Source organism: Anaerosinus sp. (assembly GCF_965318445.1).
This window is the reverse complement of sequence record NZ_CBDNNH010000018.1, coordinates 240498-262181: the sequence shown is the minus strand read 5'-3', so window position 1 is coordinate 262181 and position 21684 is coordinate 240498. Positions and strand designations below refer to the sequence as shown.

Here is a 21684-nt window from a genome sequence, read left to right as displayed (position 1 = left end):
TGCAGTAGTCGCTAATATTTTGTAGAATAAACAAAGGTTATCATGTCAGGAGGATTTTTTTATGCAGTATCAAACTACGATTGCAAAGAATGCGACATATACAGGTATTGGTTTGCACTCGGGATGTGAAGTGACGGTTACAATAAAACCAGCGCCTGCAAATACGGGAATTGTTTTCGTTCGCGTAGATTTGCCAGGATGTCCACAAGTTGCTGCTATTTCTGACAATGTTACTGCTACAATGCGAGCAACAACGTTGGAAAATGGCGAGGCAAAAGTTTTTACGGTGGAACATTTGTTGGCGGCATGCAATGCAATGCAGTTGGACAACTGCTATATAGAAATGAATGCACCAGAACCACCGGTCGCGGATGGAAGTGCGATTGTTTTTGTTAATTTAATTAAAGATGTAGGACTTGTAGAGCAAGAGGCCAAGCGTCAGGTTATTGTAATTGATAAAGTGTATACAGCACGTGAAAAAGATAAATTTATTACGGTTATTCCTTATGATGGTTTTAGAATTTCATTTACTTCAGTAAATCCACATCCGATGTTGGGTGTACAGTATTGCGATATTGAGATCAACGCGGAGACTTTTACTAAGGAAATTGCACCAGCACGTACAATTGCCTTTACAAAGGAAATTGAAGCATTGCAAAAGATGGGGTTAGGTTTAGGTGGTTCTATTGAAAATGTCATTGTATATGATGAGGTAAAAGCGTTAAATCCACTTAGATATGAAGATGAGTTGGTTCGCCATAAAGTCTTAGATGTTGTTGGGGATATGCGTTTAGCTGGAAATATACGTGGGCATATCATTGCAGTGAAGTCAAGTCACGCGCTTAATACATCATTGGCAAGAAAAATAAAAGGTTTCGTGGAGTAAGGAGAGGATTTTAAATGGTGTTAAATGTAACAGAAATACAAGAAATTTTACCACATCGTTATCCATTTTTATTAGTGGATAGAATTATTGAATTAGAGCCGATGAAAAGGGCTGTAGGCATTAAAAATGTTACAATGACTGAAGCTCATTTCCAAGGGCATTTTCCGGGGCAGCCGGTCATGCCGGGAGTACTTATTCTGGAAGCAATGGCGCAAGTTGGTGGAGTGGCAATGCTTTATCCAGAAGAGAATCGCGGAAAAATTGCTTATTTTGGAGCTATGGAGCGCGTGAAATTTAGAAAACCTGCGATTCCAGGAGATCAATTACGTATGGTGGCTGAATTGATAAAAGTGCGTGGCTCTATTGGAAAGATTTTTTGCCAAGCTTATGTAGAGGAACAATTGGTAGCAGAAGGAGAATTTACTTTTGCATTAAAAGCCCCAGAAAAGAAATAAATTCAAGATATTTGGTGGATTTTTGGTGAAAACGTTAGCAATAATAGAAATTATTCGCAAAAATGACGAATTAAGCCGGTTTATTGGATGTTTAATTTAGACTGACTAACTGGACTATATAAACGTTAAAGAAAATGATACGTTAGACGTTCACATACTATTTTAAGAAGGAGTGACATGGTGATGAAAGCAGAAAAGGTTATCGCATTGCATAAGATACATGAAGCTGCCGTAGTTCATCCAATGGCGCGTATTGGCAAGGATGTTGAAATTGGACCGTACGCAGTAATTGGAGAAAATGTCGTTATTGACGATGGAACAAAGATAGGGGCTCATGTTGTAATAGATGGGTGGACAAGCATCGGCAAAAATTGCGTTATTTTCCCAGGTGCGTCAATTGGTGCAGAACCACAAGATTTGAAATTTGCTGGTGAAAAATCTTATGTATTTATTGGTGATAATACAAAAATTCGCGAATGTGCAACGGTAAACCGTGCAACTGGTGAAGGTGAAGAAACGCGAATTGGCAGCAGCTGTCTAATGATGGCTTATACGCATGTTGCGCATAATTGTGTCGTTGGCAACAATGTAATTATGTCAAACGCAGCTACACTTGCGGGACATGTAATCGTAGAAGATCGCGCTGTTATCGGTGGACTGACTGGTGTACATCAGTTTGTAAAAGTTGGACGAAATGCGATGATTGGTGGGGCATCGAAAGTAGTGCAGGATGTTGTACCTTATACAATCGTTGATGGACATCCGGCAAAGGTTTCGGGATTAAACAGCGTTGGTATGTCAAGGGCGGGTATTCCGATTGCATCAAGGCGCAGCATAAAAAAAGCTTATAAATTATTGTATCGTTCGGGATTAAGCTTAGCGCAAGCGATTGCTATGATTGAACAGGAAGTGGATTCTTGCTCGGAAGTGGATCATTTTTTAAGATTCTTGCGTAATGCTGAACGGGGAATTTGCCGTGGACGTAAAGAAGTTGGCGAATAAAAACTGTTTTATTCGGAGGATAGGAATGTGGAGAAAATAGGTTTACTAGCAGGCATTGGCAAGTTGCCAGTAGAAATTGCTTGTGCGGCGCGTAAAATGGGGTTTTCGATAGTCGCAGTAGGGCTAGTAGAGGGCGTAGATGCAAGACTAGCTCAAGTTTCAGATACATTTGCACAAATTCAGGTTGGCGATCTTGAGAGAATCTTTGCTTTTTTAAAAGAAAACCAAGTTGAAAAAGTTACGATGATTGGCAAGGTAACGAAAGAATTGATGTTTAATGGTAAAGTTATCTTGGATGCACGTATGCAAAAATTATTGTCTTCTTTACCTGACAATAGTGATGATACATTAATGTTAGCGTTTGTTCGTGAATTAGCAGCAGAAGGAATGACAGCGTTCGATCAAACTGCGCTTATTCGGTTTTTAATGCCAGCGCCAGGAGTGTTGACAAAACGTGAGCCTACGCAAGCAGAAAAAGATGATATGCAATTTGGCTTTAAAATGGCAAAGGCCATTGGCGGATTAGACATTGGACAAACAGTTGTTGTTAAAGATTTGGCTGTTATGGCAGTGGAGGCAATTGAAGGCACGGATGAATGTATTAAACGTGGTGGGCAATTAGGACGCGGCAAAGTAACTGTAGCTAAAGTTGCAAAACCAAAACAAGACAATCGTTTTGATGTTCCAGCGATTGGTCTTGATACATTGAAATCTATGTGCGAGGCGAAAGCTGTAGCACTTGTAATAGAGGCTGGGAGAACACTTGTTGTAGATAGAGAAAAAGTTATTCAATTTGCGGATGAAAATGGAATAACAATTCTAGCGATGTAAATAATGATAATAGGGCGCGAAGGATGCTAAAAGCGTAGCGTCCTTTTGCGCTTTTTTGATTATAGTAAAAAGATTGAAGCAACGGAGGGAAAATAAGATGCACAAGGTCATGATATCGGTAGGTGAAGCTTCCGGTGATTTGCATGGTGCTAGTATTGCAGATGCATTAAAAGAATTAGAGCCAGATATTCGTATTTTTGGTATGGGTGGGCAGGCCATGCGTAAGGCGGGAGTTGAGATTGTACATGATATTGCGGATCTTGGCATTATTGGATTTGTCGAGGTAGTAAAAAATTTGCCTCGTTTTTTTCGTTTGCGTGATGAGCTTATTGATTTAATGAAAAAAGAGCAGCCGGATGTATTATTAGTAATTGATTATCCGGATTTTAACATGAGATTAGCGCCAAAAGCTCGTGAATTAGGTATCCCTGTAGTTTCTTATATTCCCCCATCTGCTTGGGCTTGGCGAAAAGGACGGGCAAAGTCGGTAGCGAAGATTGTAGATAAGATTGCCTCCATTTTCCCATTTGAAGCTGAGGTATATCAAAAAGCTGGTGCGGATGTAGAGTTTGTTGGCCATCCTTTAATTGATATCATAAAACCTTCGCTGGATAAAGAAAAGGCGTATAAGTTTTTTGGTATCAATTCGAATCATCCTGTTATTTTATTATTGCCTGGAAGTCGCAAGCATGAAATTGAGAATTTATTACCGGTGATGCTCAAAAGTGCCGAAAAAATAAAATTAATTTATCCAGAATGTCAATTTATATTGCCTGTAGCATCGACAATTTCCCAGGAAATGTTGCAAGGTATGATAAAACAATACAGCGTGAATGTAAAATTGACGTTTGAAAATACATACGATTTAATGGCGATTGCTGATTCGGCAATTGCTGCTTCAGGGACGGTTACACTTGAAGCTGCAATTTTAGGTTTACCAACGGTCGTTATTTACAAAATGGCAGCGATGACGTATTTTATCGGCCGCTTATTGGTAAAAATACCCAATATAAGTTTGCCGAATATTGTTGCTGGCAAACGCATTATTCCTGAATTATTGCAATATGAAGTCAATGCTGATAATATTGCAAGAGAGACCTTGGCACTTTTACCTTCAAGTGAACAAGGAGAAAAGGTGCGTAAAGAGTTACTAGTAGTAAAAGAGAAACTTGGTGCTGGTGGGGCGGTAAAACGAGCAGCACAAGTTGTATTAAATGCAGCGAAAAAAAGATAGGAGAATTTTATGAATACTTATAAACGGTTACTGATGTATGCAAAACCATATATTCCACGCTTTTTATTAGCTGTTGTTTGTATTGTTTTAGCTGCTGCGGCAAATTTATATGTTCCTTGGGTAGTAAAAGATGTTATCGATGAAGTGTTGGCACAGCGTAATTTAATGATGCTCAATAGCATAGCGATAGGAATCGTAGTTGTATTTTTCTTTCGTGGAATTTTCTTTTATGGACAGACCTATTTAATGAGTTATATTGCACAAAAAATTATTATTGATATCCGCGAAGTATTATATCGGCATTTACAAAAGTTATCGCTTTCTTATTATGAGAAACGCAAAACTGGTACGATCATGAGTTATGTTACAAATGATGTAGCTGCCTTGCAAACTGCCCTTGTTGACAGTATGGTTGAGTTGGTTACCGAAGGGGCTATTTTAATTGGCTCCTTAGGGACAATGTTTTACTTACATTGGAAGCTTTCTTTATTGACGCTGATTACTATGCCTGTGATTGCACATGCGATGAAAATTTTTGGCAGACGCCTAAAACAGACTAGCTTTGTTATGCAAGAAAGAATTGCTGACATCACCTCTGTTTTACAGGAGGCTATTGCATCAGTTCGTGTAGTAAAATCCTTTGTTCGGGAAGACTATGAAATAGAACGGTTTAAAAAAGAAAATTATTCTAATTTTTCGGCGCAAATGAAAAATACGCAGATTATGGCAACGTTAACGCCAGTGGTTGAGTTTTTAGCAGCGATTGGTGTTATGGTGATTATTTGGTATGGTGGACTTGAAGTAATCCATGGTAACTTAACGGCGGGAGCTTTGATGGCATTTTTAATTTATGCAGTAAATCTGGCAAATCCAATTAAACGTTTAAGCCGTGTATTTGGGAATATCCAAAAAGCGATGGCAGCCGCAGAGCGTGTATTTGAAGTACTTGACACTACACCGGAAATTACCGATAAAGCGAATGCTAAACCGTTGGCAAAAATTGAAGGCAAGGTTAGTTTTAAAGAGGTGAGTTTTGCCTATAAAGAAGGCGAAATGGCTTTGGATAATGTAAGCTTAGAGGCAAAAGCTGGACAGATGGTTGCGATCGTCGGCCCAAGTGGCGCAGGCAAAACGACGATTGCAAATTTATTACCGCGCTTTTATGATCCAACGGCTGGTACGATTTTTGTAGACGATATAGATATTCGGGAAGTAACGATGCATTCGCTACGAGAGCAAATTGGGATTGTACCGCAGGAAACTGTTTTATTTAATGGGACGGTTTATGAAAATATACTTTACGGTGATTTAAATGCCACAGAAGAAGAAGTGATTGCAGCAACTAAAGCGGCAAATGCCCATGAGTTTGTTATGGCAATGCCGGAAGGGTATCAAACGCAGATTGGTGAACGCGGGTCTAGTCTGTCAGGCGGTCAAAGACAAAGATTAGCGATTGCGCGCGCTATTTTAAAAAATCCTCGTATCTTAGTTCTTGACGAAGCAACATCTGCACTTGATACAGAGAGTGAAAAGCTGGTACAGGCCGCTTTGGATCAATTGATGGTTGGGCGTACTTCTTTTGTAATTGCGCATAGATTATCAACGATTCTAAAAGCGCATATGATTTTGGTTATGGAGAAAGGTAAGATTGTAGAACGTGGTACACACGAGGAATTGCTTGCTTTAGGCGGATTGTATAGCAGTTTGTATCAGATTCAGTTTAATAAGAGCAGATAAGTTGATAAGAATTGTGAGGTAGAAACATGCAAATAATATACAATATAGCAGCCATTCTATTGGTTATCATTGCATTGCCAATTTTTGTAATTCGGACGATGCGGGAAGATGGTTTTTGGGAACGGTTCAAGCAGAGTTTTGGCCTTTTGCCGCCGCATATTCTTGACCCTGTTGCCAAGAAAAATTGTATATGGGTACATGCGGCGTCTGTAGGAGAAATCGTAGCGGCGAGCCCATTGATTAAGGAATTCCGCAAGGAATTTCCCAAAAAGCCAATTTTAGTTTCCGTTGTGACGAATAACGGTTATGCCATGGCAAAGCGGATTGTAAAAGATGCAGATAGCATTATTTATTTTCCGTTAGATTTACCATGGCTTAGTAGCGGAGTAGTAAGGAAAGTTATGCCAAGTGTATTCTTACCTGTAGAAACAGAACTGTGGCCGAATTTCTTGAAAGCAGCGCGTAAGTACAAGATTCCGGTGATGATGGTGAATGGGCGGATTAGTGACAAAAGTGTAAGACGATATCATCATTTGCGTGGCGTGTTAAAAGATATGATTGGAACAGTAAGCAAATTTTGTATGCAGTCAGAAATTGATGCACAGTATATCGGTCAACTGGGCGCACCACCAGAGCTTGTTACGGTAACAGGCAATACAAAATTTGATCAAACCTATACCGATATCACGGAAAATGAAAAAAAGATATTGCGTGAGGAAATGGGACTTGCCAATTGTGAGATGATTTTGCTTGCTGGTAGTACGCATAATGGTGAAGAAGAGGTTATTTTTAAATCTTTTAGTAGGATTCGTGAACGGTTTCCAAAGGTGAAATTAATTATTGCGCCACGTAATATTATGCGAGCGGACGAGATCGTTGACTTAGCGCAGCATTATCATTTTCGGGCATCGAAACGGACTGCATTAAAAGAGAAACTAACAAATCAGCATGATATTGTTATCTTAGACACGATTGGTGAATTGGGTAAAATTTATGGTGTCGGGGATATTGTTTATGTGGGAGGAAGTCTAGTTTCGCATGGTGGACACAATATATTAGAGCCAGCGGCGCATGGTAAAGCGATTATTGTTGGGCCTAATATGTTTAACTTTAAAGATACGTATGCGTTATTTTCAGCGCGTAAAGCATGTTTAACAGTAAAGAATGCAGAAGATTTAACTCAAGCCGTGCTTAGATTGTTGGAGCAGCCTGAGGCGAAAAAAGCGATGGAAGATGAAACGTTATCAATTGTACGTGAAAATCAAGGTGCATCACGTAAGAGTGCAGTAATTTTGCGTGAGGTGCTTGAAGAATATAAAAGGAAATCTACTGTACACAATATTAATAAAAGTGATGATATTATCGAAAATATTCAGAGTTACTTATATAAGCTGGTACATGGGGAAACAAAAGGTATTATTGCAAATATTTTCATGACGGTGCTATACTTTTTTTCTTTCATTTATTGTCAGCTCTTGGATTTAAAGCTAGCGTTTTATCACTGGGGGGTGCTAAAACAATATAAACTCGATTGTCATGTCATCAGTTTAGGAAATATCACAGTTGGTGGGACGGGGAAAACGCCAACTGCACAGCGATTGGCTGTAGCGATTCGCGATATGGGATATAAGGTAGTGATTTTAAATCGCGGGTATCGGGCAAAATGGAAAGGCGAAGTTGGCGTTGTTTCTGATGGGGAAAAAATTTACATGTCAGCAACTGAAGCTGGTGATGAAGCTTTTCTTTTAGCGAAAAACTTACCAAAGGTCCCTGTGTTAATTGGGGCGGATAGAGCCGTTACAGGACAATATGCTGTTGAACAGCTTCACGCTGACGTCGTTATTCTTGATGATGGTTATCAACATTGGCGATTGGTTCGCGATTTAGATATTTTGCTCATTGATGCCATTAATATTTTCGGTAATAATTACATGTTGCCACGAGGCACTTTACGTGAGCCGTTAAACCATTTAAATCGAGCCGATGTTTGCTTATTGACAAAAGTTGACCAAGCGGCTCCTGATGCTTGTAACATCATTAAAAACACAGTAAAAAAATATAATGAAAAAGCATTAATTGTGACAAGTGTGCATAGTCCAAAATACTTTGTTGAAGTTGCTGATTGGTATAAGGGTGCTTCAACACATATCACTTCAATTGATAGTTTACGAGGGAAAAAGGTTACAGCAGTATCAGCTATAGGAAATCCAGCATCTTTTGAACAGACGATTAATGACGTTGGCGCACAAGTGATTGAAAGTGTCAGATTTGCTGACCACCATGATTATACGATGGCAGAAATGCAAATTATTATGGATAATGCCATTGAATCTGGATCGGAAGCACTTATTATAACAGAAAAAGATTTAGTAAAAATACCATCTGAATTCATTCATTCTAGTCGTGATTTGCCAGTCTATGTGTTAAGCATGGAAATTGGATTTATTGATGGCTATCATGAATTTATTCAATTGATTGAAACAAGTTTAAAAAACAAAAAGCGATAAGCTTTATTTTTCGGAGATGAAACGATGAAGATTTTATGTGTAATTCCTGCACGATACGCATCTACACGTCTGCCAGGTAAGCCACTTGCTGATATTGCAGGCAAACCGATGATTCAGCGTGTGTATGAACGCGCAAGCCTAGCAAAGTTACCAAATGAAGTTTTAGTTGCTACGGACAATGAAAAAGTTTTTGCAGCAGTGAAAAATTTTGGGGGATCTGTTGTTATGACATCGCCTGAGCATGCGACGGGGACGGATAGATTGGCAGAAGTAGCGCAAAAATATCCTGATGTTGATGTAATCATTAATGTACAAGGCGATGAACCATTAATCGAACCTAGCATTATTGATAATTTAGCTGAAGTTTTTGAAAAAGATAGTGAATTAAATATGGCTACCTTAATGACGCCTATTCCAGAGACAGAGCAAAATAATCCAAACAACGTGAAGGTAGTGACAGATTTACAAGGTTATGCTTTATATTTTTCCAGGTCGCTTTTACCATATCCGCGTAAGGCAGATGAAGTTCCTGTTTATAAACATATTGGAATTTATGCATATCGTCGTGATTTTTTACTTAAATTTGCAGCTATGCCATCAACTCCGTTAGAGAAAAGCGAATCATTAGAGCAGCTTCGGGCCTTGGAAAATGGTTATAAAATTAAAGTGTTAAAAACAGATTTTCATTTCATTGGTGTAGATACTATGGAAGATTTAGAAAAAGTGAATCAATTATTAAAAAAAGAAATTGTGGAGGGATTATAATGAATACAGTTCAAATTGGCTCAGTAAAGATTGGTGCAGGACAACCTCTTGCACTTTTAGCAGGACCGTGTGTAATAGAAGGACTAGAACGAAGTTTAAAGATTGGTCGTGCAATAAAAGAAATTACGACTCGGTTAGGAATTCCGTATATTTTTAAAGCTTCGTTTGATAAAGCGAATCGTTCTTCTTATACAGCTTTTCGCGGACCAGGACTTGAAGAAGGTCTTAAAATCTTAAAAACGATTAAAGACGAGTTACAAGTTCCAATCGTTAGTGATATTCATTGTATAACACAAGTAGAGGCTGCTGCTGAAGTACTTGATGTATTGCAAATTCCAGCCTTTTTATGCCGACAGACGGATTTATTAAATGCGGCGGCTAAAACAGGGAAAACGGTAAATATTAAGAAAGGCCAATTCTTATCGCCGAAAGATATGGAGAATGCAGCACGTAAAATTCGTGAGGCTGGCAATGAAAATATTTTATTAACAGAACGGGGCGCAAGCTTTGGTTATAACAATCTAGTTGTAGATATGCGCAGCTTCCCGATTATGCGTTCTTTTGGGTATCCGGTAGTTTTTGATGCAACGCATAGCGTTCAATTGCCAGGTGGAGCCGGGACATCTTCTGCTGGACAGCGTGAGTTTGTTGAATACTTAACACGTGGTGCTGTAGCTGTAGGCGTTGATGCACTCTTTATGGAGGTACATGACAATCCGGAAGAGGCACTTTGTGATGGGCCGAATATGGTTTATGTAGATAAGTTAGAAGCACTTTTAAAAGATGCATTAGCAATTGATGAAGTTGTACGTAAACATAAGTAATAAAAGTTTAAAAATATCCATAGGGAGCGGAGAAAAATGTCTAATAAACAAGCAATAGATGTTTTAAATATTGAAGCTGAAGCAATAAAAGCATTAATTCCTCGAATTGATGAAGAGTTCAATAGAGCTGTAGAAATGATTCTGGCTTGCAGAGGAAAAGTTATTGTAACAGGCATGGGCAAATCGGGAATCATTGGCAGAAAGATTGCTGCATCGTTTGCGAGTACGGGAACACCATCCTTCTTTCTTCATCCAGCAGAAGCTTTTCATGGCGATTTAGGGATGGTGACTTGCCATGATATCGTCATTGCGATATCGAACAGCGGTGAAAGTGCTGAAGTGGTAAATATTTTACCGATTATTCAGCGAATTGGTGCACCGATTATCGCGATGTGTGGACGTAGAAAATCTACGATGGTTGATCATGCAGAAGTGTTTATAGATATTAGTGTAGAGCGTGAAGCCTGTCCTTTGGGATTAGCTCCAACGGCTAGCACGACAGCTACACTTGCGATGGGAGATGCATTAGCTGTTGCTTTGCTATCAGAACGCAATTTTACTCCACAAGATTTTGCATTATTTCATCCAGGTGGTGCGCTAGGGAAAAAGCTGTTGTTAAATGTGGAACATGCAATGCATAGTGGCGAAGATAATCCTGTCATTGGTCGAGATAAAACGGTAAAAGAAGCTATTTTTACAATGACGGAAAAAGGCTTAGGTGCGACTTCTATTGTTGATGAAAATGGTATTTTAGTTGGAATTGTAACAGATGGAGACATTCGGCGCAGTATTGAAAAAGGACATCAATTCCTTGATGAAGCCGTTGCAAAAATCATGACGCCAAATCCAAAAACGATTACAAAAGAAAAACTGGCTGCTGCTGCACTTCATCTTATGGAAAAGCACCAGCCAAGACCAATTACAGTACTACCAGTGATCAATGAGAAAAAAGAACCGATTGGTATTTTGCATCTTACTGACTTATTGCGTCAAGGAGTGGTATAATGTACTATAGTAAACGTGCCACTCGGATAAAAATGGTGATTTTTGATGTAGATGGCGTACTTACTGATGGAACTATTGTAGTAGGAACTACAGGGGAACTTATGAAGAAGTTTAACTGCCAAGATGGACTTGGAATTAGCTTGCTGCATAAAGCAGGAATAAAGACAGCGATTATTACTGGAAGAACTTCGGAAATTGTCAAAATACGTAGTCAAGAGCTCAATATTACGGAAGTGTATCAAGGGGTGTCAAATAAATTATCAGCCTTTCATATGTTAAAAGAAAAGTATCATCTAGAAGATGATACGATCGCATATGTTGGGGATGATTTAATCGATTTGCCGGTAATGCTTCAAGTAGGACTTGCCTGTGCAGTAGATAATGCTGCATATGAAGTAAAAGAAGTTGCGCATTTTGTTGCAAGAAAAGAAGGCGGCAAAGGTGCAGTAAGAGAAATTGTTGAAATGATTTTAAAATCACAAGGAAAATGGGACAGTCTCATTGAAACTTATTTTACAAGACAGCCATTGCCGGAAACAAAACAATAGTTGAAATAAGATTACGATTCATTGATTTGTTGGTTATGGTGTGGGCGGGGTTTCTCGCCCTGATTTTTGTATATTGGAAAGGATGGCGGTTATATGCAATATTGGTTTTTTAAAGCACTCAGCCGCTTTTTGTGTTTATTACCTTATGGTTTAGTTCTAAGTACTGGACGAATATTAGGCAAGTTGTATTATTATATTGCGGCGAAACAACGAAATCGTGCGACAAGGCAAATGATGCGTAGTTTAAATATCTCAAAAGTAGAGGCCGATAGTTTAGCAAGAAAGATGTTCGATAATATTGGAAAGAATTTTGTAGAGATACTTAGAACGCCTAAATTAACAAAAGAAAATTATCAAGATTTTATTACAATAAATCACTTAGAACGTTTTGAGGATGCTTTAGCAAAAGGACATGGTGTTGTTTTGTTAACGGCGCATATTGGTAACTGGGAATGGCTCGGTGCAGCGCTTGCTTATGCGGGATTACCTTTGTCAAGTGTTATTAAACGCCAACCCAATGATCAGCATACAAGACTTTTAAATGAGTATCGCGAAATGGTGGGCATGGAAATATTTTCGCGAGGGACAACTGAATTAGTAGGAGCGGCAAAAGCGTTGAAAAAAGGTAGAGTATTAGCCTTTTTAGCCGATCAAGATGCTGGCCCAGGAGGGGCATTTATTGATTTTCTTGGCATCCCAGCGTCGACGCCTTTAGGGCCAGCGGTTTTTGCAAAACGATTTAAATCGCCAATTGTACCTGTGTTCATGTTAAGGGATAAAAATGGAAAGCATATAGCACAGGTGCATGAACCCTTTTATTTTAATGACACAGGAAATGAAGAACAAGATTTATATGACATTACAGTAAAAATGACAAATTTGATTGAATCGGTAATTCGCGAGAATCCAAGTCAATGGATGTGGTTTCAAAAGCGTTGGAACACTCCGCTAAATGAAGAAAAACAAGCGGGAAAACATCATGCGAAGAAGGGAGCAGGTAAGCATGAATAAATCAGTAATGACATTGTTTATCTGTACTTTTTTGGCTGTTGGTGGTGTTTTGTACTGGGCTTTTTCTGACAACACGCAAATTCATGTTCAAAAGGAAGAAGACGAAGCTCAAAAAATCCTAACATATGAAGGGAATACATTGAGCGAAGAAAAAGATGGCAAAAAGATTTGGGATCTTACAGCTGAAACGATCACAATTGATCCACAAACGAAAAATGTTACATTGAAAAATATTCAAGGCGTTTTTTATCAAGACGATGGGAATAACATTAACTTGACAGCACCAACTGCAGTGTATGATAATAAAACGCATGATATTATTATTACAGAAAAAGTAATTGCGACCAGAAATGATGGGTCTAACTTTACGGCAGATCAGGTTTTATGGCAAAATAGTATCCAAAAATTTTCCGGAGAGGGAAATATTAAAATTGTTCAAGCAGATACTGTGATTACTGGTGATAAGATGGAAACTGATTCGGGCATGAATAAAGTAAAAGTAGAAGGAAATGCTCATGTAATAAAAGGTGGTGCAGAGTAATGAATTTGAAAAAAATGTGTTTAACAACAATGTTATGTATGGCTATTGCTTCACCGTTATATGCCGCAAATGATAAGCCTATAGACTTATCGGCAGATGTGATTGAGTATGATTCGACGACTGGTATGATGACAGCTACGGGCTCTGTAAAAATGGTACAAGAGAACGCGGTCGTAACTGGCATGAAAGCAACTTATAATACAAAAAGTAAGGAAGCTGAAATCGATGGCGGTGTCCATATGGTTAAAGAGGATATGGATTTAACGGCAGCAAATGTTAGGTCTATTGACAATAAACATGTTATAGCAGTTGGAGATGTTGTACTCGTGAAAGGAACAAGTACGCTAACTGGACCACAGGTGGACTATTTCTTAGATCAAGATTATGTGTTGATTAATAGCAATGCTAAGATTTCTATGCCAGACGGAGTAATGACCTCTGAGAAGCTAGAGCATTTTGTTAAAGAAAATCGAGCAGTTGCTACTGGAAACGTCCATATTGTAAGCCAAACGCGCAATCTTGATGCTACAGGCGATGTTGCAACTTATTATGGTGGAGAAGGGCAGCAAGGAAAGATTGTCCTTGCTGGTAATGCAGTGGCTGTTCAAGACAATAATACTTTACGAGGTAAAACATTAACGATGTATTTGGAAGAAAAGCCAGCCTCACAAAGTAATCAGAGTGAATTAGTGATTAAACCAAATGAAAAATAACCGCAAAGTGAGGCGGATTCATGTTTATTGAGACTGCAAATTTAATTAAAACTTTCAAAAAACGTAATGTTGTTGACGGAGTTTCCATTCGGGTTGAAAAAGGGGAAGTTGTTGGCTTGTTGGGGCCAAATGGAGCTGGAAAGACGACAACGTTCTATATGATTGTTGGGCTAGAAAGACCCACCAGTGGAGATGTTTCTATTTCAGGAGAAAGTGTTACGCATTTACCTATGTATAAGCGCTCCAAATATGGGGTGGGATACTTGGCACAAGAGGCTTCTATTTTTAAGAAGCTTACTGTTGAAGATAATCTTATGGCGATACTTGAAACAACGCCAATGAGCAGAAATGACCGAAAAATAAAAGTGGAAGATTTATTAAAGGAATTTCATGTGCTTCATGTGCGTGATAGAAAAGGAACTGAACTATCGGGCGGGGAGCGTAGGCGGGTGGAAATTGCTCGTTGCTTAGCTACAGACCCCAATTTTATTCTTTTAGATGAACCTTTTGCTGGAGTTGATCCGATTGCAGTTGCAGATATTCAAGATATTATTGCCTATCTGCGCGAACGTGGTATTGGGATATTAATCACTGATCATAATGTAAGAGAGACGCTTAGCATTGTTGATCGTGCTTATATATTAAATCAGGGAAAAATATTAATTGAGGGAGATAGACAAACCATTGCATCTAGTGAAATTGCACGGAAATTCTATCTCGGTGAGAAATTTAGTCTATAGTAAATTTTGGTTTGTATTAAGTTTAGAAAGTATTTAAAAGGTAAACCGTTAAAAAATAAGAAACTGTTTACGTCTAGGATAAACACGGCTGATTCAGTGAGAGTTTTAACTCTTTTGCGAGCAGACAAGTAGTCCAGAGGCTTACGGTGGTTTTTACTTCTATTTGAAGAGAGGGGCACCCGTTAGTCATCGGATAAAACCCTATGAGGGAGAAGAATATGCGGATTTTAGACAAATATATCATCAAAGAAATGTTAGGTACTTTTATTTTTGGGATTTTTGCCTTTTCTAGCGTTTTTATTGGTTCAAGTACACTTTTTAGAATTGCGCAATATGTAACGAATTACGGTGCTTCTATTCAGGCGGTTATTAAGCTTTTTATTTATAGTCTGCCTAGCATTGTTGTTTTGACTTTTCCTATGTCGATGTTACTAGCAACGCTATTGTCATTTGGCAGGCTTTCGGCAAGTAGTGAAATAACAGCGATGAAGTCAGGTGGAATTAGTTTTTATCGCATCGCTATGCCTGTATTTATTATTGCACTTGTAGTTAGTGTATTTGCTATTTTATTTAATGAGCATGTAGTTCCCAGAGCCAATGAAGGATATAGTTATGTTGTTAACTTTGAAATAAAAGGCAATACTGCGCCAAAATCACAAGATCATGTCGTATTGAAAGAGATAAAAGAAGGACAGATTAATCGATTGACTTATGCACGACGTTATGATGCGCAAACAATGGCGATGTATGGTGTTTCTATACAAGAGTTTGAAAATGATACGCTTGTGCGAGTGCAAAATGCTGAGAAGGCTGACTGGAGTAATGATCACTGGACGATGCATAATGGAATTCTTTATGATTTATCGGCAGAGGGGAATGTACAACGTACATTAAAATTCTCGCAGCAAATTTTACCGATTTCGCAGTCGCCAAATGAAATTATACGCTCTCAGAAAAAACCTGATGAAATGACGATGCGAGAGCTACGGCATCAAATTAAAGCTATGCAGATGCAATCTGTAGATACAAATGAATTGGAAGTAGAGTTGTATAAACGAATTACGATTCCATTTGCAACGTTTATTTTTGCTTTAATTGGGACGCCTTTGGGTTTACAGCCAAATCGGACGAGCTCATCTATTGGGTTTGGGATAAGTATTATTATTATTTTTGTTTACTATACAATTATGACAATTTCCTCGACGCTTGCACAAGGTGGTTCGGTAAATCCGTTAGTTGCCGCTTGGATGCCGAATACCATAGGATTAATTGTCGGGATTTCTTTAATGCGTAAAGCGGCAAAATAAATAAGAATAAAAGGAGGGAGAGTCAGTGTACGGTATTGTTTTAGTAGTTATTCTAATTGTTATGGGCGGCGCAATTGCTTACATTGGTGATAAACTGGGAAGCAAAGTCGGCAAGAGAAAACTATCTATATTTGGATTAAGACCGAAGCATACTTCGATTATTGTAACGATTATTACAGGAATACTGATTACTTCCTCAACGCTTGCAGTTTTAGCAATGACCTCTGAAAATGTTCGCGTCGCTTTGTTTGGAATGGAAGCATTAAATAAACAAATTCAGGAAACCGAATTTAATTTAAATACAATTCAAGCAGAGTTGGATAATGCCAATCAACAGAGGCAGAAAACAGTTGCAGAGCTTGAAAAGGTGACTGCTGCGTATGAAAAGGCAAATCAAGATATAGCGCAGTCGCAGGAACAAATTAGAGCATTAGAAGTTACAAAAAATACATTGGAACAAGCGAAAACAGCTTTGGACGCAAAAGTTGCAACTTTGACAGAAGAACAATCTGTGCGTGAAGCAGATATTGAACGACTTAATATTTTAACAGAAAAACTTAATAAAGGTATTTTATTTGTCAGAGAAGGACAAATTATTTTTCGGGCTGGTGAAGTTATTACTAATGTCGTTGTTCCCTATACCGATAATGAAGATAAACGCATGCACATGCTTTCTGACATCGTTTATCAGGCAAATAAGCAAATCCTAGAACGATTGGCTATTAAAGAAGATATTGAAGTTTTGTGGCTATCTCAAGCTGAATTTAATGAGGCGATGAGACAATTATCATCTTTAGGACAAAAGGAAGCTGTGGTACGAATTATTGCAGCGGGAAATATTGTCTATGGTGAACCAGTTAGGGTACAAATCAAGTTATATCCTAACCATCGTATCTATAATCAAAATGACTTTGTTTACAGTGAAGTTGTTTCAGTTGAAAAAGGGGATAATGCGGAGCAGGTTGTATTAGATTTCCTAGCGGACGTAAATGAAAAGGCGATTGCTAAGGGAATATTGCCAGATCCAATTCGAAGGACTGTTGGAAGCATGACAGGGTCGCAATTTTATGATATTGTGAATAATATAGAAAATTTAAGCGGGAAAATTGAAATTTCAGCGTATGCTGGAGATGATGTTAATGCAGCAGGTCCATTACGCTTAAATATCTATGTAAAAACGCTAAATTAAATAACAAATGAAATACAGTGTAGATTTTTATTTAAATTAAAAATGGAAAGTTGTTAAAATAAATGCCTTTTAAGGTATTGTTTTAGCAACTTTTTTATTTTTAAATTTATCCGATAACTAACGTAGCATTTGGTAAATCAAAATGATTACGAAAAAGAAAATGTATAACTGAAGACTGATATGATTTACCATACTTGGCAGAATTTCAAACTAGATGAAAGTCGTTTTAAGAAATATAATAATACTAGAAGGAGCTAACTTAAGTAAAAGTAGAATAGATTTATCTAGATATGTTATTTTAAGGATTTATCTTGAGTTTTGTCGAAATTGGTAAAAATTTAAACTAGACGAAAGTGAGTTTTGACGGTATAGTAAGTATATCGGGTGACCTGATACAAAAGAAAAAAATTTAAAACATATTACGAAAAAGATTTGCAAAAATCTTTTTTAAAAGACCATGAATGACTGACCAGTCTACACACATATGACAATCCTACCGATAAATTTAATTTAGTCTACATACCTGCGAAATGCCGCAGGGACATAAAAGGGACTTAGTGAGTTGGAAACCTTTGAGGAAACGTGGATACTCGGAGTGGATGACAATGAACGAAATACCTTGAATGTCGGTGCTTGCACCAGCGAAAAAACATTTAAATTTATTCAAGGGGGATTTCCGAAAATGAACAAAAAATTATTAAAGGTTGCCGTTACAAGTGCATTAACTGTAGCATTTGCTGTACCAGCATTTGCAAATCCATTCGTTGATGTATCTAAAGATCATTGGGCATATGATGCAGTTGTTGAATTAGCTAAAGAAGGTGTAATTGAAGGTTATGGCGATAACACTTTCCGTGGTGAGCAAAACATTACTCGTTATGAAATGGCTCAAATGGTAGCAAAAGCTATGGATCAAGATCTAACTGGTGAACAAAAAGCTACTGTTGAAAAACTAGCGAGAGAATTTGCTAAAGAATTAAACTCTTTAGGTAAAGATGTTAAAAATCTTAAAGCTGAACAAGAACGTGTAAAAATTTCTGGTGATGCTCGTGTTCGTTATGGTTCTAACGATGAAAGCGACAACACTGATTTCAGAGCACGTGTTACTCTTGACGGAAAAATTTCTGACAACTTAAAATTCAATACTCGTGTATCCAGTGGTGACATTAGTTATGACGAAAATAGTGAAGGTATCGTTTTAGATACTGCAAACTTAAGCTTTAATGCACTTGGTTTAGAAAATACAATTGGTCGCCAAGACTTAATTTTAGGTACTGGTACAATCATTGACGATACAATGACTGGTATTAGTTCCGAAGTTGGCGGTTTAAAAGTATTCTATGGTAACCATGCATCTGAAGAACAAGACTTATTTGGTGCTGAATACGGTACTGAATTGTTTGGTGCAGATGTGAACCTTGATTATATGAAAGCTGATGCTAAACAAGGTGAAGATAAAGAGTTCTATGGCGTGAATACTTCTTTCGGTATCACAAAGAATATCAGCATGAACGCTGAATATGCAAAAGAAAATAAATCTGGTGATGATGCAGTAGCTTATGGTATCAAATTTGATAAATTAGGTTTATCTGCAACTTACAAAGATGTAGAAGCTGGTGCAGCTACTAACTATGGTGCACAAGCATACGATATCAATAACGTATCTTTCTTAAGTGAAGGTTACAAAGGTATGGAATACAAACTTGAAAGAGAATTAAATGAAAATACTCTATTCACCGTAAAATACCAAGACTTTGAAAACCAAGCGGGTACAAAAGATGATAACCGTACTTCTGCTTACTTGAATGTTAAATTCTAATTATTAAAAGAGTTAATTTCTGAAAACAGCCGTCTTGCGATTGCAAGGCGGCTGTTTTATACTGTAGGCAGAGAGGTGAGTCGATGAATATTTTATCTATTGATCCAGGACGCGAAAAGAGCGGGGTAGCTATTTTAAATCAAAATGAAATTTTGTTGCATCAAGTAATAGAAAGTGAGATATTGATAGAATTTTGTATTGCAAATATCAAAAAATTTAGGATTTTGGCAATTGTGATTGGAGATGGAACCTCTTCAAAAGAAGCGATAAAAAATTTAAAAAATCAGATAAAGGAAGTTCCTATTTATAAAATCAATGAGTATCGTACAACTGATGCGGCAAAAATTCGTTATTGGAAGGATAATCCACCAAAGGGGTTGAAAAGATTTCTTCCTAAAGGTCTGTTAGTTCCTCCGCGCCCTATAGATGATTATGCAGCAATTATTTTGGGTGAACGATATTTGGAAAATAATAAAGAGATAAAGTGAGAAAAAGTAGCAGAATAAATTTATTTTGCTACTTTTTCTTTTTCATTTATTTTGTCGAAAAAAGGCGAATATAAATAACCTTTATTAAATTTGTTAAAGCTGAAAAATTTAAATAATGAGATTTTTTTGTGCGAATATAATTTTAATCTTGCTTTTTCGACAAAATGCATTATAATATAGATAAGATTTCGACAAAATATACATAATAAATTGACGGAAAAAGTCGAAAAATTATAAAATGTAGAAAAAAATATTAATTTAGGGTATTGTGTCGAAATGTGAAATGGGTTATAATAAACCCGTAAAGAAAATACAGCACAGGATTTATATGGCTGTAAATGAAGAGTTTACATATTTGGGATTGAATTCAAGTAAGAAAATATAACTGAAGAGGAAACGTGGATACTCTTGAAACGTATTTTCTGAAAAAATTTTTTTCTGGAGACGAAACTCGAAAAAATAATTTATTTTGAGGGGGATTTTCTCATGAAAAAAACACTTGCTGCTGCAATCACTTCAGCATTAGTTATCGGCGTAGCTGGTACAACTTTTGCTGCTGCAAATCCATTTTCCGATGTAAAGGCTGATCATTGGTCTTTCGATGCTGTTGCTAAATTAGCGCAAGAAGGCGTTATTGAAGGTTATGGCGACAACTCTTTCCGCGGTGATTCTCACATCACTCGTTATGAAATGGCTCAAATGGTAGCAAAAGCTATGGCAAAAGAAGACAAAGTGAATAAACAACAAAAAGCTATGATTGACAAATTAGCTGCAGAATATGCTGCAGAATTAGATAATCTTGGTGTACGTGTTGCTAATTTAGAAAGCAAAATTGATAATGTAACTTGGAATGGACAACTTCGTCTTCGTACACAAAAATGGAATGAAGAAAATTCCGATGCTGCTACTCAAAGCCAAGTGTATTACGATTTAAATCTATCCGCAAAAATCAATGATACATGGACAGGCCATGTTGAATTAGAAGGCGAACGTGTAATGAATGGCATGGAATTTAATCCAATGGCAGATGATGACGGTTATGCAACTTCTAATGTTTATGTACAGGGTCCTTTATTTGGTGCTGACGCGAAAATTGGTAAATTTGATTCTTGGGGTGCGCAAGGTTATGTATTAGATGACGCTATGCGTGGTATGGAATTAAATTATACTAGTGATAAATTAGATACTACAGTAAGATTTGGTCGTGTTAATGGTGGTCATGATGATTACTATACTTGGGCAAAAGATAGAGGCCCAGTCTATGATTCTGCCAATGATGAAAATAACAGTTTAAATCAGCTATCAGAACCTGCTAACTATGCAGCTCTTGAATTAGCATATCGTACATCTGATGCAACTACTTTACAATTAGGTTATCATCATTTAACATCTGTAAATAAATTTGCTAATGCTAATTTTGCAGGAATGACTGATGAAACAAATGATATCTTTACTGCAGGCTTCCAAACTAAATTGACTGATGATTTAAAATTAGAAGCTATTTATGCAAAATCTAGCACAGATAGTGCAAATGGAACTACTGGTAAATATTCTTATGCATATGATGACAATGATGGTTATGCAGCTTTCTTAAGATATAAAGGTACGAATGTTGCTGAAAAAGGAAGCTATGGAATTTGGGCTGGCTACTTTGAACTTCCTATTTCTACAGTTATTTCCTCAACATATTATTTAGGTCATAGCTACAAAGCATTAGAAGTTGGTGTAGGTTACGTTCCTGCTGAAAATGTGTTAGCAAAAGTTTACTACTGGGATGCAAAAGGTATTGGCGATACTCCAGATGCTGATATGTATCGTGCTCAAGTACAATTCTTCTTCTAATCTTAAAATTAACAAAATTATTGCGCGATAATTTTAAAAGGCTCTTGCAGATGCAAGAGCCTTTTTTTATTAAAAAAATAATTTTTTTTGGAAAATTAAAAAAATAAAATAAAATTTAAAATTTTATTATAAATTTAGAAAAACACCTTATCAATACTATGATTTTGGGTGTTTTTTTTTAGTTCATAAATTTAAAATTCTTCATTAATATGTAAGAAAAAATTATTCCCATTTATGAAA

At 37.3% G+C, this 21684-nt stretch carries 20 protein-coding genes; all 20 read left to right on the top strand.

What is annotated here, in order from left to right; translation table 11 throughout:
- Nucleotides 1-61 precede the first annotated feature (61 nt).
- On the top strand, nucleotides 62-886 hold the full coding sequence (gene lpxC, locus ACWZFG_RS09435) for a UDP-3-O-acyl-N-acetylglucosamine deacetylase (RefSeq protein ID WP_177503797.1): 825 nt from the start codon (nucleotides 62-64) through the stop codon (nucleotides 884-886).
- Nucleotides 887-900: 14 nt separating this feature from the next.
- Nucleotides 901-1341: a 3-hydroxyacyl-ACP dehydratase FabZ gene (fabZ, locus tag ACWZFG_RS09430; RefSeq protein ID WP_177503798.1), complete on the top strand. Its 441-nt coding sequence runs from the start codon at nucleotides 901-903 to the stop codon at nucleotides 1339-1341.
- A 183-nt stretch (nucleotides 1342-1524) separates the two neighbouring features.
- Nucleotides 1525-2343 (top strand): acyl-ACP--UDP-N-acetylglucosamine O-acyltransferase, encoded by an 819-nt coding sequence (gene lpxA / locus ACWZFG_RS09425; protein WP_177503800.1) that lies wholly within the window; start codon nucleotides 1525-1527, stop codon nucleotides 2341-2343.
- 27 nt (nucleotides 2344-2370) lie between these two features.
- Entirely contained in the window at nucleotides 2371-3174 is an 804-nt protein-coding gene (locus ACWZFG_RS09420; protein WP_177503801.1) for an LpxI family protein, read from the top strand.
- 97 nt (nucleotides 3175-3271) lie between these two features.
- Nucleotides 3272-4408 carry a lipid-A-disaccharide synthase gene (gene lpxB, locus ACWZFG_RS09415; protein ID WP_455577519.1) on the top strand — a complete coding sequence of 379 codons (1137 nt, stop codon included), beginning with the start codon at nucleotides 3272-3274 and terminating at the stop codon, nucleotides 4406-4408.
- A 9-nt stretch (nucleotides 4409-4417) separates the two neighbouring features.
- Complete coding sequence (msbA, locus tag ACWZFG_RS09410; RefSeq protein ID WP_455577518.1) at nucleotides 4418-6145, top strand: lipid A export permease/ATP-binding protein MsbA; 1728 nt, start codon at nucleotides 4418-4420, stop codon at nucleotides 6143-6145.
- A 26-nt stretch (nucleotides 6146-6171) separates the two neighbouring features.
- The gene (gene lpxK, locus ACWZFG_RS09405) at nucleotides 6172-8652 is read left to right on the top strand and encodes a tetraacyldisaccharide 4'-kinase (protein WP_455577517.1); all 2481 of its coding nucleotides are present in this window, start codon (nucleotides 6172-6174) and stop codon (nucleotides 8650-8652) included.
- Nucleotides 8653-8676: 24 nt separating this feature from the next.
- Nucleotides 8677-9417: a 3-deoxy-manno-octulosonate cytidylyltransferase gene (gene kdsB / locus ACWZFG_RS09400; protein ID WP_455577516.1), complete on the top strand. Its 741-nt coding sequence runs from the start codon at nucleotides 8677-8679 to the stop codon at nucleotides 9415-9417.
- Nucleotides 9417-10241 (top strand): 3-deoxy-8-phosphooctulonate synthase, encoded by an 825-nt coding sequence (kdsA, locus tag ACWZFG_RS09395; protein WP_147666978.1) that lies wholly within the window; start codon nucleotides 9417-9419, stop codon nucleotides 10239-10241. Before kdsB ends, kdsA begins: the two co-directional genes overlap by 1 nt.
- Nucleotides 10242-10277: 36 nt before the next feature.
- Nucleotides 10278-11246 (top strand): KpsF/GutQ family sugar-phosphate isomerase, encoded by a 969-nt coding sequence (locus ACWZFG_RS09390; protein WP_177503812.1) that lies wholly within the window; start codon nucleotides 10278-10280, stop codon nucleotides 11244-11246.
- Nucleotides 11246-11794, top strand: coding sequence for a KdsC family phosphatase (locus ACWZFG_RS09385; protein WP_455577515.1), 549 nt, complete (start codon nucleotides 11246-11248; stop codon nucleotides 11792-11794). Before ACWZFG_RS09390 ends, ACWZFG_RS09385 begins: the two co-directional genes overlap by 1 nt.
- 93 nt (nucleotides 11795-11887) lie before the next feature.
- Nucleotides 11888-12805: a lysophospholipid acyltransferase family protein gene (locus ACWZFG_RS09380; protein WP_455577514.1), complete on the top strand. Its 918-nt coding sequence runs from the start codon at nucleotides 11888-11890 to the stop codon at nucleotides 12803-12805.
- Complete coding sequence (lptC, locus tag ACWZFG_RS09375) at nucleotides 12798-13346, top strand: LPS export ABC transporter periplasmic protein LptC (RefSeq protein WP_177503818.1); 549 nt, start codon at nucleotides 12798-12800, stop codon at nucleotides 13344-13346. Before ACWZFG_RS09380 ends, lptC begins: the two co-directional genes overlap by 8 nt.
- Nucleotides 13346-14059, top strand: a complete 714-nt coding sequence (locus tag ACWZFG_RS09370; protein ID WP_177503820.1) for an LptA/OstA family protein — start codon at nucleotides 13346-13348, stop codon at nucleotides 14057-14059. Before lptC ends, ACWZFG_RS09370 begins: the two co-directional genes overlap by 1 nt.
- Before the next feature lie 20 nt (nucleotides 14060-14079).
- Entirely contained in the window at nucleotides 14080-14799 is a 720-nt protein-coding gene (gene lptB / locus ACWZFG_RS09365) for an LPS export ABC transporter ATP-binding protein (protein ID WP_147666964.1), read from the top strand.
- A gap of 218 nt (nucleotides 14800-15017) precedes the next feature.
- Nucleotides 15018-16106 carry an LptF/LptG family permease gene (locus ACWZFG_RS09360; protein ID WP_455577513.1) on the top strand — a complete coding sequence of 363 codons (1089 nt, stop codon included), beginning with the start codon at nucleotides 15018-15020 and terminating at the stop codon, nucleotides 16104-16106.
- Nucleotides 16107-16131: 25 nt separating this feature from the next.
- The gene (locus tag ACWZFG_RS09355) at nucleotides 16132-17295 is read left to right on the top strand and encodes a DUF3084 domain-containing protein (protein WP_455577512.1); all 1164 of its coding nucleotides are present in this window, start codon (nucleotides 16132-16134) and stop codon (nucleotides 17293-17295) included.
- Between the two features lie 595 nt (nucleotides 17296-17890).
- Entirely contained in the window at nucleotides 17891-19114 is a 1224-nt protein-coding gene (locus ACWZFG_RS09350) for an S-layer homology domain-containing protein (protein WP_455577511.1), read from the top strand.
- Between the two features lie 83 nt (nucleotides 19115-19197).
- Nucleotides 19198-19602, top strand: a complete 405-nt coding sequence (locus ACWZFG_RS09345) for a pre-16S rRNA-processing nuclease YqgF (RefSeq protein WP_455577510.1) — start codon at nucleotides 19198-19200, stop codon at nucleotides 19600-19602.
- Nucleotides 19603-20088: 486 nt separating this feature from the next.
- Entirely contained in the window at nucleotides 20089-21444 is a 1356-nt protein-coding gene (locus ACWZFG_RS09340; RefSeq protein WP_455577509.1) for an S-layer homology domain-containing protein, read from the top strand.
- Nucleotides 21445-21684 lie beyond the last annotated feature (240 nt).

Excerpts from the sequence above, each read along its gene's own strand:
- fabZ (WP_177503798.1), top strand. The coding sequence starts at position 901 with ATGGTGTTAAATGTAACAGAAATACAAGAAATTTTACCACATCGTTAT.
- ACWZFG_RS09370 (WP_177503820.1), top strand. The coding sequence starts at position 13,346 with ATGAATTTGAAAAAAATGTGTTTAACAACAATGTTATGTATGGCTATT.
- ACWZFG_RS09360 (WP_455577513.1), top strand. The coding sequence starts at position 15,018 with ATGCGGATTTTAGACAAATATATCATCAAAGAAATGTTAGGTACTTTT.
- ACWZFG_RS09380 (WP_455577514.1), top strand. The coding sequence starts at position 11,888 with ATGCAATATTGGTTTTTTAAAGCACTCAGCCGCTTTTTGTGTTTATTA.
- lpxK (WP_455577517.1), top strand. The coding sequence starts at position 6,172 with ATGCAAATAATATACAATATAGCAGCCATTCTATTGGTTATCATTGCA.
- msbA (WP_455577518.1), top strand. The coding sequence starts at position 4,418 with ATGAATACTTATAAACGGTTACTGATGTATGCAAAACCATATATTCCA.
- ACWZFG_RS09340 (WP_455577509.1), top strand. The coding sequence starts at position 20,089 with ATGAAAAAAACACTTGCTGCTGCAATCACTTCAGCATTAGTTATCGGC.
- ACWZFG_RS09390 (WP_177503812.1), top strand. The coding sequence starts at position 10,278 with ATGTCTAATAAACAAGCAATAGATGTTTTAAATATTGAAGCTGAAGCA.
- lptB (WP_147666964.1), top strand. The coding sequence starts at position 14,080 with ATGTTTATTGAGACTGCAAATTTAATTAAAACTTTCAAAAAACGTAAT.
- kdsB (WP_455577516.1), top strand. The coding sequence starts at position 8,677 with ATGAAGATTTTATGTGTAATTCCTGCACGATACGCATCTACACGTCTG.
- ACWZFG_RS09385 (WP_455577515.1), top strand. The coding sequence starts at position 11,246 with ATGTACTATAGTAAACGTGCCACTCGGATAAAAATGGTGATTTTTGAT.
- lpxB (WP_455577519.1), top strand. The coding sequence starts at position 3,272 with ATGCACAAGGTCATGATATCGGTAGGTGAAGCTTCCGGTGATTTGCAT.
- lptC (WP_177503818.1), top strand. The coding sequence starts at position 12,798 with ATGAATAAATCAGTAATGACATTGTTTATCTGTACTTTTTTGGCTGTT.
- ACWZFG_RS09345 (WP_455577510.1), top strand. The coding sequence starts at position 19,198 with ATGAATATTTTATCTATTGATCCAGGACGCGAAAAGAGCGGGGTAGCT.
- kdsA (WP_147666978.1), top strand. The coding sequence starts at position 9,417 with ATGAATACAGTTCAAATTGGCTCAGTAAAGATTGGTGCAGGACAACCT.
- lpxA (WP_177503800.1), top strand. The coding sequence starts at position 1,525 with ATGAAAGCAGAAAAGGTTATCGCATTGCATAAGATACATGAAGCTGCC.
- lpxC (WP_177503797.1), top strand. The coding sequence starts at position 62 with ATGCAGTATCAAACTACGATTGCAAAGAATGCGACATATACAGGTATT.